Origin of the sequence: Paraburkholderia dilworthii, from assembly GCF_000472525.1 — a bacterium.
In the GTDB taxonomy this organism is placed as follows: domain Bacteria; phylum Pseudomonadota; class Gammaproteobacteria; order Burkholderiales; family Burkholderiaceae; genus Paraburkholderia; species Paraburkholderia dilworthii.
The window spans coordinates 42,532-55,254 of the sequence record NZ_AWZT01000037.1; the positions used below are offsets into that span (position 1 = coordinate 42,532).

8 protein-coding genes are annotated in these 12,723 nt (G+C 57.6%); 6 read left to right on the top strand and 2 right to left on the bottom strand.

Features of this window, described 5'->3' with window-relative positions:
• Positions 1 to 100 precede the first annotated feature (100 nt).
• A complete protein-coding gene (locus tag F759_RS0125900) occupies positions 101 to 2,893 on the top strand; it encodes an ATP-binding protein (protein ID WP_027802422.1) in 2,793 nt (930 codons plus the stop codon).
• A 253-nt stretch (positions 2,894 to 3,146) separates the two neighbouring features.
• Here F759_RS0125900 and F759_RS41300 read toward each other — a convergent pair whose 3' ends face one another.
• Both F759_RS41300 and F759_RS0125910 read right to left on the bottom strand, forming a co-directional pair.
• The gene (locus tag F759_RS41300) at positions 3,147 to 5,033 is read right to left on the bottom strand and encodes a hypothetical protein (RefSeq protein ID WP_051377457.1); all 1,887 of its coding nucleotides are present in this window, start codon (positions 5,031 to 5,033) and stop codon (positions 3,147 to 3,149) included.
• A gap of 778 nt (positions 5,034 to 5,811) precedes the next feature.
• Complete coding sequence (locus tag F759_RS0125910) at positions 5,812 to 7,074, bottom strand: putative Na+/H+ antiporter (RefSeq protein WP_027802424.1); 1,263 nt, start codon at positions 7,072 to 7,074, stop codon at positions 5,812 to 5,814.
• 182 nt (positions 7,075 to 7,256) lie between these two features.
• On the opposite strand from F759_RS0125910, the gene F759_RS0125915 reads away from it, so the two are divergent.
• The 5 genes from F759_RS0125915 (at position 7,257) to F759_RS38585 (ending at position 12,653) form a co-directional block, all read left to right on the top strand.
• Complete coding sequence (locus tag F759_RS0125915; RefSeq protein ID WP_027802425.1) at positions 7,257 to 7,694, top strand: RDD family protein; 438 nt, start codon at positions 7,257 to 7,259, stop codon at positions 7,692 to 7,694.
• A 1,482-nt stretch (positions 7,695 to 9,176) separates the two neighbouring features.
• Positions 9,177 to 10,037, top strand: coding sequence for a hypothetical protein (locus tag F759_RS0125925; protein WP_027802427.1), 861 nt, complete (start codon positions 9,177 to 9,179; stop codon positions 10,035 to 10,037).
• Between the two features lie 8 nt (positions 10,038 to 10,045).
• Positions 10,046 to 11,524, top strand: coding sequence for a hypothetical protein (locus F759_RS38580; RefSeq protein WP_051377458.1), 1,479 nt, complete (start codon positions 10,046 to 10,048; stop codon positions 11,522 to 11,524).
• A gap of 47 nt (positions 11,525 to 11,571) precedes the next feature.
• Positions 11,572 to 11,736: a hypothetical protein gene (locus F759_RS42900; protein WP_154670919.1), complete on the top strand. Its 165-nt coding sequence runs from the start codon at positions 11,572 to 11,574 to the stop codon at positions 11,734 to 11,736.
• 80 nt (positions 11,737 to 11,816) lie between these two features.
• On the top strand, positions 11,817 to 12,653 hold the full coding sequence (locus tag F759_RS38585) for a ubiquinol-cytochrome C chaperone family protein (protein ID WP_051377459.1): 837 nt from the start codon (positions 11,817 to 11,819) through the stop codon (positions 12,651 to 12,653).
• Positions 12,654 to 12,723 lie beyond the last annotated feature (70 nt).

The following is a 12,723-nucleotide window of genomic DNA, read 5'->3' on the forward strand; positions in this document are numbered from 1 at the left end:
CACCGTGGCGCGCGATGCCACGTAGGGAGCAGCGGCGACCTCGACGAGGGGGTGACGCCTGCAGAACCTAAAAGCACTGAAAAGAATCGAGGAAAGCGAGATGGCAATTAAGCCTTGGTATAAGGTGGTGACTCCTAGGGAGGACCTGAGGGAAGACCGCCCCCTGGACGCATCGGAGTTTGCCGTGCACCTGGACCAGGTGCGCGACAGGCGTGCACCGGAGGTCTATCAGAACCCTGCCCGATTCTTCGAACGGACATTCCTTACCAAGGGCTTAACCGGGCTGGCTTCCGAAGTCTTAAGGCGGCTCTCGGGCATCAAGACGGAGACATCAGCCGTCTTCAATATGACCACGCAGTTCGGTGGTGGTAAGACGCACTCTCTACTTCTGCTCTATCACCTAGCCATCAGCGGAGCTGCGGCAAATGAGTGGCAGGGGGTTCGCCGGCTTACAGAGGCCGCAGGCATCAAGTCCGTCCCGAAGGCCCGTGTTGCGGTTTTTGTCGGCACCGAGTTTGACCCCCTCAGTGGTCGCGGCGGCGACGATGGCACGCCCTTGCGAAAGACCCCGTGGGGCGAGCTGGCTTATCAACTCGGCGGAGCTGAGGCGTTGGCTGTCTTGAAGGAACACGAAGACCAAGGTATCGCCCCTGGCGGTGATGTCATCCGACGTTTCCTTCCAAAGGGCGAGCCTGTTCTCATCGTGATGGACGAGCTGATGAATTTCGTCAGCCGTTGCCGCAAGAGCGGGCTTGCAGCACAGCTGTACAACTTTCTGCACAACCTGTCCGAAGAGATGCGCGGCCGCGACGACGCGGTCCTTGCAGTCTCCATTCCAGCCTCTGAGTTGGAAATGACGGCTGAGGATTTCTCCGACTATGACCGCCTCAAAAAGCTCCTAGACCGGGTTGGCAAGGCAGTCATGATGTCTGCTGACTCGGAGACCTCCGAAATTATTCGCAGGCGTCTGTTCGAGTGGGACGAAGCTCAACTTAGTCCTGACGGACGGGTGCTCCTCAACCGCGATGCACACGCTACCTGCAACGAGTTCGGCGACTGGGTGCGCGACCACAAGCACCAGGTGCCGGATTGGTTCCCTTCCGATGCGTCGAGGGAGGCGTTCGCTGCGACCTACCCGTTCCACCCGACTGTCCTCTCGGTGTTCGAGCGCAAGTGGCAGGCACTGCCGCGCTTCCAGCAGACGCGGGGCGTTCTCCGGCTCTTGGCGCTTTGGGTCGCCAAGGCCTACCAAGCTGGCTTCAAAGGGGCACACCGAGACGCACTGATTGGGTTGGGCACAGCCCCCCTCGACGATTCACAATTCCGGGCTGCCCTCTTCGAGCAGCTTGGTGAGCATCGCCTGGAGGCTGCGGTCGGCACTGATATTGTTGGCAAGAAGGACAGTCACGCGCTTCGTTTGGATAATGAAGCTTCGGACGAGTTCAAGAAATGGCGCATCCATCGCAAGGCTGCAACGGCTATCTTCTTCGAGTCCAACGGAGGCATGTCAAGGTCTGATGCGTCTGTGCCAGAGGTCCGGCTAGACGTTGCGGAGCCCGACATGGACATCGGGAACATTGAAACGGCACTCGAATCCTTGGCCGACTCCTGCTATTACCTAACCGTTGACCGAAACCGCTACCACTTCAGCTTCAAGGAGAACCTGAACAAGCGATACGCTGACCGCAGGGCAAACATCAAAGCTGACGACATTGCTGAGCGTGTGCGCACTGAGGTTCAGCGGGTCTTCGGCGGACAGGCCCCTGTAGAGCGCGTCTTCTTTCCGGAACGGAGCAACCAAGTTTCTGACCGACCGGTCCTCACATTGGTCGTTGTGAACCCCGAGAGGACGCTGGACGATGAGAAGGCGACTCGCAGTTTTGTTGAAAGCCTGATTCGCGACGTCGGAAACACCGGACGGACGTTCAAAAGTGCGCTTATCTTCGTCGCTGCCCAGTCGGGGACGCAGCTCAACGATGATGCCAAACGCCTGCTGGCTTGGGAGGAAATCAACGAAGAGCTCCCCACTATCAACATCGACGAAACACAGCGAAGCCAGCTCGGAGAGAATATACGTAAGGCGCAGCGTGACCTGCGCGAGTCGGTTTGGCGGGCCTACAAGAACATGCTGCTCCTTGGCAAGGACAACGGTCTCAAGCTGCTCGACATGGGCTTGGTCCATAGCAGCGCAGCGGAAACCCTGGTGCAGTTCCTGCTGAATCACCTCAAGCAAGCTGATGAGATTCAGTCGGGTATCAGCCCCAACTTCTTGGTCCGCAACTGGTCTCCCGCCTTCAAGGAGTGGAGCACCCGCGCCATTCGAGATGCGTTCTACGCATCCCCGGTGTTCCCTCGGCTACTGAATCCGGATGCGCTCAAGGAGACCATAGTTCGAGGCGTACAAGGCGGCGTAATTGCCTATGTCGGCAAAGGGGCGAACGACAAGTATCAGCCGTTCCACTTTGAGCGGTCCGTATCGGTCGAGGACATTGAAGTCTCGGACGAAACATTCTTGGTCACTCAAGAGACAGCTCGTGCCTACCGTGACGCCCTTGAAATGTCCGTCACGGACCCCACGCCGCCAGTGGTGTCGCCGGTGCAGCCCTCTGCCGGACAGGAGGAGGACGAGGACACGGTACCACCTTCGCAGCAACCCGAGTCGCCGGTCGCACCTGAGCCGCAGGTAATTGATGGGTTCAGCTGGACGGGAGACGTCCCAGCGCAGAAGTGGATGAACTTCTACACGAAGGTGCTGGCCAAGTACGTCACCAGTGGCGGGTTATCACTACGCCTGGATGTGAAGGTCGCACCCGCATCTGGAGTGACACCGCAGCAGCTTGAAGAAGTAAAGGCTGCGCTCCGCGAGTTGGGGCTGAGCGACAAGCTTGACTGAGTCTTCGAGAATTCATTCGTGACACCCGCTCAGTCTGGCCAGAAAGCCAAGGAATGTAAGTTGTCGTTGGCTTTCTGATGCTAGTCGGTCAGCCTGTAAGCTCTCGCTAGTAACCTGCACGAAATGGGCGTGGTGCAGATTACCCGCCGTCTTTGCCTTTAGATGAGCGTCGAGAAAGAGGTCACAACATTCGTGACCTAATCAAAAGATGCACTCGAGCGCCTTCATGGCACGTCGGCGACGCCACAGCTGTTCACATACGCGCAAATGCGGAGTCGAGCAACGTGTGTACGAAGTTACCGCCATCGGAGGGGCGCAAATGAGCATAGTGGGCCTTCACCGTGTCGACCTCATCGTGGAGAACGGCAGCAGCTGCATCCCAAGCCCCAGGAGCTTTCTTCAGCGTGGCAGTGCCAATGATGTATCGAAAGCTGTGTGTTCCGATACCTGGACAGTCCCACAAGTAGCGACGAGTCAGGTAGAAGACTCGTCGATTCAGGGATTGCCATGCGCCTACATTTCCCTGAGGTTTTTCATCTGACGACGACAAGAAGACGTAATCCACCTTGTCGGCATCCGGCAACATTGAGCGATAGACATTCAGATAACGCTCAATGTCTCCCCAAACCACGTGGTTGACGGGCATGTCGTAGTCTCGGCTCTTTGCGGCGCCCTTGGCATTCTTGAATGCACGTTTTTCGATTCGGATGAACCAGCTCCCATCTGGGCGACGATAGAGGTTGCCTGTATTGTCAGCGCGATACGTGAGCAACTTCATGTTTTTGGCACGCAATGGATTCGATGCCATCAGTTTGATGAGGAGCAGGTCTCGCGCCCAAATGGCCTCACGCGCACCCCCAATGGTTGGTCGGGAACTCTTCATCCGGGAAATCATGTCCGCGACAGCCTCAAGTGGGTCATCAAGCTCCAGCACTTTCTTGATGGGGGCCATCGGCTCCCTCGAATGCTCGACACCAGCCACCAAGAGATTTTTTTTCGTCTCAGCGGCCCAAGTGTAGGCTTCATGGCAAGCGTCCTTCCAAGCTTGCGGCCGGTGACCTTCCGGCAGCCCCTCCCGGAGTTCGGGCATCTGGGTGAGATAGCCGTGCTGGGGGTGGTTGAGCGACGCAATTAAGCTTGCAAAGTCGAGCACGCCACCATGCACTTTGTCGTCAGCGCGCTCAATCAGCCAATTCATGTAGCGATGAACCATCCGCTTGCTCGAGAACCACGCGAGCGTCTGCACCTCGTCATTGTTGAGCCCTGCTCCGCCTAGCTCACGTGTGCGGTTGAGCCACCCCAGGAAAGACGTTACATGTACCCAGACTATCCTTGCCGTGGGAACGTGTTTGCCCTTCGTGAAGCAGTACCAGTTGCGGGCGGTTTCCCCCTCCGTGACTAGGTCCGTCGTGACCCAAACTCCGCGCGAATATCGTCGAAGCTCTGGCAGCTTCTCCGTTTTGTGGACAACAAAGTCCAACCATTCCCGTGCCAAGGAATCGGAGACTTGCTTCAGGCGGTACGTGTCCTTCGAAGCCCTAGCCAATCTTTCCCGATATGGGATTACCATGGCCGGCGCGGCCTCGACCGGTCTGAAATTCTGGCGCTCATATGCCAAGTTCAGGAGTGTATTCGACTCCAAGGCGAAGAATCGCTCAAGCCGTTTCAACGAAGGAACCGCGCGGGGATTCGGCAATGCCCCTTTAAGCCAGCCTCCAAGGGTAGCTTTGGAAATACCTGCCGCTCGCGCCAAGCCCGCCACGGTCGTTTTGCTTCGCGCGAGCAGCTCGTTAAGCGCGGACTGAAACGGGGACATGCGGTTCGATGCGGCTGCCTCGATGCGGTCGAGATGCGTTACGAGTGAGCACCACTTGCCCATCAAGCTTTTGCGGTTTGCTATATAACTTTTGTCGCGACCCTCGGCTTGCAATTTCTCCACGTGGAGGCGCAGGTTTCGGTAGTACGAGCGGCGCAGCAACGAACCAACAGTGCTTTCTTCTGAAACGCCGAAGTTTACGAGGAAGGCGCGAAGGGCGGATTTCAAGTTGGGCAGCGCTGAAGCTGGGGTTTCCCCATTCGCCACACTCTGTTGCATCTTTTCCGAGAGGTCTCGGAAGGTTAAAGTTGAAACTGCAGACATACGACTCTTTCGTTTGTCTGCCCGAACTGTCCGGATTGGTCGCCTCTGCGAGCTATTAAGAGTGACCGGTATGAGCAAATTATCCATCGTCGTAAGTCCCTGACGAAAAAGGACAATGCCGAGATTCTATGAGGCGCCTGCTTTGCAAGAGATATGTTCTATTGCTCATTATTTTGTCCTCTTCATACCGTAAAGTCGGAGTCGGGCATTGTTGACTCGCAAACGGTATAGCTCGAAAACTGGGCATATAGCTATCGTTGACGCTACTGTGGGTCAGTGCGCCAAAGCAGCCGTACACGGGAGCAACGCCTTGAGGGGAGGCGGTTGGAAATCGTCTTTGACCAGCGCCCGGAGCGCCGCAGCCGCGGTACGCTTGGATTACCGTTCGCAATTGCGCTTGCATGTTAGGATTTTCGCGGGATTAGCCTTGGTACGAAAAACCACCACGCGAGCTGAGCAGACGACGACTGGACAGGGATGGCTGCGCGCGGGATTGGGGCGCGTGGGGCATCCGTCGGTTACCTTAAGAGGTGCCGATAAGACCAGTGACAAGAAGCGCGGAGAAGCGAGCTGAAATCAGGCGTTTTACCCAATACGCATCGACCAAATCAGGCAATACACTTTGCGGGCAATGGCGAGCCCTCGCGAATTGCGCCATTGCATTTGACGGCGCGACTCGAAGGATTCGCGCCGGCACTTGGATAAACTGCAATGCGCCACGCACTCGCGGCACGGTGGTCAAGAGCCACCGGAGGTCATCATGCACGACCTACCTTACTTATAAAACCAGAAACGCGATGCCTGCGATTATGGTTGGTATTAGCGCGGCGCCGAGCAGTTTCGTCGGACTCACCGCGCCTCCTGAAAACCGGTTCCCAAGTATCGCGAGGCCGGCCGGATTCGGAGCATTTGCAATCACCGTCAACCCTCCGCCCGTCACCGCTCCTGCCACGAGCAGGTACTTCGCGCTGTCTGATAAGCCGGGTATGAACGACCCGAGATACGTGATGGCAGCGTTGTCCATGACCGCCGTCAGACCTGTTGCGCCGAAATACAGTGTCATCGCATCCATGGAACGCACAATCGGCTGAAGCCACCATTGCTGTAGTCCGCCGAGCACAACCAGGCCACCAAGGAAGAACGCGACCAGGAGGCTCTCGCGCAGCATGAGAGGCGACTGGTGGCGTTCGTAAGCGTGCGTGTAGCCCAGGAAAAAGAGGAACGCTCCGATGAACACGACAGCGTGATGCGAATTGATGATGACCAGCGCGAGAAATGCGAGATGAACTAGCGTGACGCCAATCGGAACATGTTGGGACGATGGGGTTGTACCGCTCTCGCTCCCTCGCGTCGTCGGCAAGCTTCTAGCAATCAGGGCGACGAAACCCGTGGCATTGAAAACAACCGCAAGCGCTGCTTTCCATCCGAAGGTCGCTGCCATAAATCCGGTGCTCCAGCCCCAGGCACTCGCGACCATCAACACCGGCGGTGCTGCGTACGCCGTCATCACCCCACCGATGGACACATTCACGAAGAGCAGCGCCAGGCCGAAATACTTCACCCGCTCCGAACTTCGCGCGGAGAACAGCGTGTCGCGCAGCAATAGTGCGGCGAGTGTCATTGCCGCAGGTTCTGTGATGACGGAGCCCAGAAGGGGAACGGCGGACAGGGAGAACCAGATTACAGCAACCTCGGTGCGAACAGGCAGAAACCGCGCGAGCCGCATCACAATGGTCGTTACCAGTTCGAGAATGGGTCGACTCGCGGCGACCACCATAATGACAAAGACGAACAGCGCCTCCGTGAACTCACGATGCTCCAGGTACTCGATGGTCGCGTGTGACCCGACGAGCGCCCACATCACAAGACACAGAATCAGCGCCCAGAATCCGAAGACGACCTCCACCTCCGCGAGAAAGTGGAAGACGCCGGCATGCCGGGGGAAGCGGTGCGACAGCTTCTCAATGCGTGCTACGGCGAACGTATGAATGAGCGCAAGGGCAAAGATAACGGCGGCAGAAATTTCAACAGAATGGGGCATTGAACAGGGTGGTGGAGACGCTTTCGTGTTGACAACTCCGTCATAATATTACAAATACCATACGCACCAATTGTATCGGCGACGACGACGTTGCATTCGCGGCACTTGCGCCGGTTAAGATGACACGCTGGAAGAAGGTCAACTGACTGATGCTGCAATCGCCCTGACAATCCGACATTACCATGCGCTACGCCACCTATTCCCGGCGCGCTCGGGCGTTGTTCATTGATTCGCTTTGGTGGACCGTCATCGTGCTTTTCGTGCCTCTCGGACCTTCGACTCAAGACCTGCTGCTGGCGCCTGACGCCTTTGCTTCGACTGTTGTGTTTTGGCTGCTGGTTGGCCAGTGCGTCCCGATTCTCGTGACTGGCATTCTTTGGGCCGTATGGGGCACATCTCCCGGTAAGCGCGCCTTGCGATTGCAAATCGTGGATGCAGATACCGGGCAGCCAATGACGGTCAGGCAAGCTTTCTTGCGCACAGCGGGCTACATGCTCACCTTCGCTACATGTGGAGCGGGATTTCTATGGGTTTCGTTCAATCCGCGTAGACAAGCGCTGCATGACCGGATGGCAAATACTGTTGTCATCGCTGGTTTGGCACTTGTTCAAATTCCGTAGAGATTTCCTGCATCACCTCCTCGCCGCGACTCCACGTGAATTATTTTGCAGCCAAATCTGCCTGGCTCGCGGCTAGTTTTTCCGAGCGCGTCCTTCCGATGCGAAATCATCACCCCGGTTGCGCGGTATACATAGTGCTGCCCGTTCCGCGGTGCAGCCGCGCGACTGGTCGGACATCAACGGCAGCGGTCGCGGGACAACCGGTACTGTGCGATAGTCTTGAGACACCGGACAGGGTGGCGAAGTTAGCGCCCTGAGGCGAACGGCTGACGGGCGACGCTGGCTCCGAGGGGCATCTCACGATGCTTTGGAACGTGTCTGAAGGCCTCGCTCAGGATAAGGCGAGGCTCAACTTCACCAAGGGGCATTCAGAAACAAACAAGAGATGTACGCTAGAGCGAATGCTCAAACGTTGGAACGTGAAACAAAAGGCTACGAGTTGAAGCGCTTCCGCCGCGACTCAGAGGCTCGTTGACGGGCGCAGCGCTGCGCGCTGCTCAACCCAGCCATCGATGTCAGAAATCGTGAGCCTGAAGTCGCGCAGCACGAAGAGAACCGTTTGAAGTGCATCGCGGTAGAAGAGCCGTTGCAACCCTAAATTCGCGAAATGCCGACGCGGTTATCTCTACATTCAGGAGGCGCACCGCGAGCATTTGCAGCCAATCGCCACGCAACTCGGCAATGAGTGTTCTGAAGAGCGTGCACGGTTGCAGACCGAACCAGCTCTCTTCTGCTAACGCTATCCCTTTCGAGTCCACACGCCGGTTAATCTGGCCTACTACTGCTGTGGCCTCCAGCTGTGCGATGTGGCGATGCGCTGCGCCATTGCAAGGGTCGGCCGTTACGCTCATGCAGACCACCGAGGCGCTTAGGGTCAACTCTGCGGACGAAGCCGACGCTGGCGCGCCGTGTGGGGGCCTCGCAGTGTTCGAGTCTGACTCGCCCCTGTGCTGCTCGCGCACCGAGTGCTCACGAATCCAGCGCTCAGCCTCTCTTAAGGCCTCGTTCAGAATATGAAGCCCCGCCAGTTCTCGGAGCGTAAGTTCGCTTAGTTCGCGAACGCTTGAGTTCGTCTGTGGCATCTCGTCCAATCTCCATAAATCTATCAACCTGCATGGATGATTGCGGGCCAGCGGGACATTTCCTGTCCCAGCAGCCAACGACTATCCGTTGGGATGAATCGACGAAGCTGAAGGTACAACTTCTTTGAACGGGTATTCATCATCGGGACACATTTTGTCCCGAGGGAGTTCCACTATCGGCCTACCAGTTTGAGCCACATATCTCTGATGTGACTTGCCTGTGCTGGTTATCTGGTACGGCTTAAAGTTTTTTGCGCCTTGTGCCGTTAGCCGATAGGGTCCCTTTGCGTCGCAAACGGTGCGCAGAGTGGGCGAAGCAGTCGCAGTACGTGCCCAACGCGATATATCGGCTCGGGGCGCCGCCGCGTTGGGGAAGACAAGATTAGCAACGGAGAGATACATGCTGAACAGAGAGGCTGCATCAAATGCCCGTAATCAACTCGAAGCGGCGGCCAACGAATATGACAAGCGCCAGAACGAAGTCCAGATGCTGGCCACGGGGCTGTACAACCTGCGTCGCGAGAGCAGTCAGCTGCTGATTGGGGATGTCGAGGCGTACGTCAACGGTCTTGCTTCGACGCCCAAAGAATTCAGTCGCGCTTTTACTGAATACAAGGTCCAGTACCACACGTTTGAAGGCGTCGTTGCTGAGGTCGACCGTCAATTGCATGACATCAACGTGACGGGCGGTGCCGCCGCGGGTGTGGGCGCGGCAGCCGGTGCGACGACTGCCCTGCTGGCTCCGACGGCTGCCATGGCGGTTGCCACGACATTCGGCACAGCGTCGACGGGTACCGCCATTGCATCCCTTTCGGGCGCAGCCGCGACGAACGCGGCGCTGGCCTGGCTTGGCGGCGGGGCGCTGGCTGCCGGCGGTGGCGGCATGTCCGCTGGCGGCGCTCTGCTTGCGCTAGCAGGCCCGGTCGGCTGGACACTTGCGGGCGCGGCCGTTGTCGGGGGCGGACTCTTTGTATGGCGCTCGAATGGAAAGGTCGCTGAGGAAGCTCACGCCAAGCGAGTGCCTATCGAGAAAGGTATTGCGTCGCTCAAGATGGCCGCCTCCGAAATCGAAATCCTCAAGCATCTGACGCTCACGCACACCATAGGCATGAAATCGCTTCTTGGCAAGCTCACGCGGACCGCTCCCACGGATTACGGTCAGTTTTCCGCGGAAGACAAAGACACGTTGGGTTCGCTCATCAACCATGTGCGCTCGCTGTCGGCGCTGTTGAATAAGACCATCATGTCGAAAGCTTCCTGAGGCCTGATATGACTATCGACTCCGGGGTATCAAGAGCTGCTGCGTTTCACGGCGGCCCGGCGGTAGAGACCACGTCCTCGCTTGGCGACCAGGCGGCGGGTATTGTGGTCGACGCAGTGAACAACGCGCGTATGGCCGCTGAGGCTGTTCTGCAGTCTGCGCAGGACAAGGCGTTCGAAAACGCTATGGATGCAATGGCGGGGCTGCGCGAGTTCATCGGTGACCCTGGCAAGATTTTGGGCCGAATGGACACCAAACACGGTGAGGTAGCCGAGCATGTCGAGGTTGCCGTGCGTCGCGCTCGCGACCTGCTCGCTCAAGTTATGCCCGGCGCGACGTTCGAGGGGGTTGGGCGCACAGCGCCAATGGATTACCGCATCGAGGGAATCGACGTCCAGTCGAAGTTCATCAACGGCGCCAATAATGGCCTCAAGCATGTGCTTGAGCACATGGATACGTATAAGGACTTCGGGAAGGACGGCTTTTATCATATCCCCAAGGACCAGCACGCCCAGATTCTCGAAGTTCTAAAGGGGAATCCGGGCGAACTTAGCGAAAAGACTGTACGCGCAATTCACGAAAAGGTCGGCCAAATCGAGCTTGCGACTGGCAAGCCGTTCATTGAAGTCGTGCAACCTTCCGTTTCGACTTACGGCGAAGTGCAACTCGGCAAGGTGGGTGAAACAGTCGACCACCACGAGCAGGACCTCAAGCAGCAGAATGAAGCGCTCAAGGACCAGATTGCTCTAGAGCACGAACCATCGCTGGCCGAAGGGTTGAAGGCGGCCGGCGGCGCAGCCGCAGTCGGTGCCGCGCTGGGCCTGACAATGAACGTGTGGAGGAAGTATCGCGATGGGAAAAATGTCTTCGCGGGTGACTTTACTCTGGAGGACTGGAGTGAAGTCGGTCTTTCCACTGTTAAGGGTGCCGCCGGTGGCGCCATTTCGGGTGGTGCCATTTACGCGCTGACCAACTGCGCAGAGATGGCTGCTCCGTTCGCTGCTGCATTCGTGAGTGCCGCCAAAGGTATGGCATCACTCGTCGCTGACTACCATGCCGGCAAACTGTCGCTGGATGCGCTTATCGACAATGGAATGTTCGTGTGTAGCGATGCGGCCATTGTGGGCCTTTGTACCGCCGCCGGTCAGACGCTTATCCCCGTGCCCGTCCTTGGCGCGGTTCTAGGTTCCATCGCTGGTAAGTTTTTGTCGTCGTTCATCGGCAAGAAGGCTCGGGAGATAACAGACCGACTAGCGGAACGGATGAGCCGCATCGTCGCGGGTCTCGATGCTGAAGTGCGCAAAGTCCTCGACTTTCTGGAGAGCGAATTCGACCGCCTGGGCGAACTCACAACGATGGCGTTCGACCTGTCGGCCAATATGCGCCTGCTCGATGCGAGTCTCGCGCTGGCGCGTGCGCATGGGGTGCATGAAGCGCTTCTAATCAAGAACGAATCAGACCTCGACGCTTTCATGAGGGGCGCCTGAGACCGACAAAGCATGATTGGACTATCGGACTTAACGGAGATTTTCTGATGACGATTTTCTGGACTGCACTCACGGCAGCGCTTTACGGTTGCCTCGAGGTTCTGGGCACCTTGCTCGGTACCGCACTCGCTGCAGCGTTTGTCTGTTTTCTCGTTGCAGCATTGGTCGCTGCCGTTGTTGAAATATTCAGGCAGCAAACGGCGACCGCTTGAACAACGCGCTGCCTTTAACGGTGGCCGCACGGGGCGGCCCACAATTCACGGCGCACACGCTGCGCCTCAAGATATAGGGATTGAAATTGAATACGGCATTTCTCAAAGATTCAGGGGACCTCGCAGCACTGTTGCAGGTGGCGGACGTTGACGACCTCGATGCGCTGGTCGACTACATCACCGACAACGGCAGCGGGCGCGTGGCCCTTGCCAAGGATGTGCGCGAGCGCTTTGTCGCCTGCAAGAATGCGCGCAACTATCGAGCGGCTGACCGCGGTGCGATTGCCAGTGAAATACTGCTTTTTGGTGGCAACTCGGTTGCCAACCTGTTCCGGGGCGGCAAGGGCGTGTCCTACAACGAACTTGCAGGCGACGTCGGTGTACACCTGAAGGTGACTTTCGCCAAGGGCGCCGACGCGCGAACGATTGAAGAAGCCATCGTCGCAAAGCTGTACAGCGATGCGGTCGCAAAAATGTCGTCCGACGAACTGCGAGAGTTCATGGCGACCATGGGCGCGTTCAGAGCAGCGACCGGGATGACTGCCGGAATGAGTGTTTACGCAATGTCAATGGTCGTCGCGAGCGCCATGGCCTCTACAGTAATTGGCCGCGGGTTACCGCTTGCCATGAGCGTCATCGCTTCGCGCGGCGCTGGCGTTCTTCTTGGCCCGTTCGGCGTAGCCCTCTCCGGCATATGGACGGTTGCCGAGCTCGCCAGTGCCGCCTATCGTGTCACTGTTCCCTGCGTCGTTCAAATTGCGCACATTCGGCAGAAGGCCCTGCAAAAGGCTCTTGAATGCCGCTGCAGCAAGTGTACGAAAATCAACGCACCGGAGGCAAAATTCTGCTCTGAGTGCGGCAATCCCATGCCTCAGAAGACCGTCCCGTCGACAGCACTAGCAACGTCGAGTTTTTAAGGTATTAAGACGCGCTCGCGTGTAATGTGAAAGGCACACCCCGATACCGTCGTGGGTGTGCCTTTTTTAT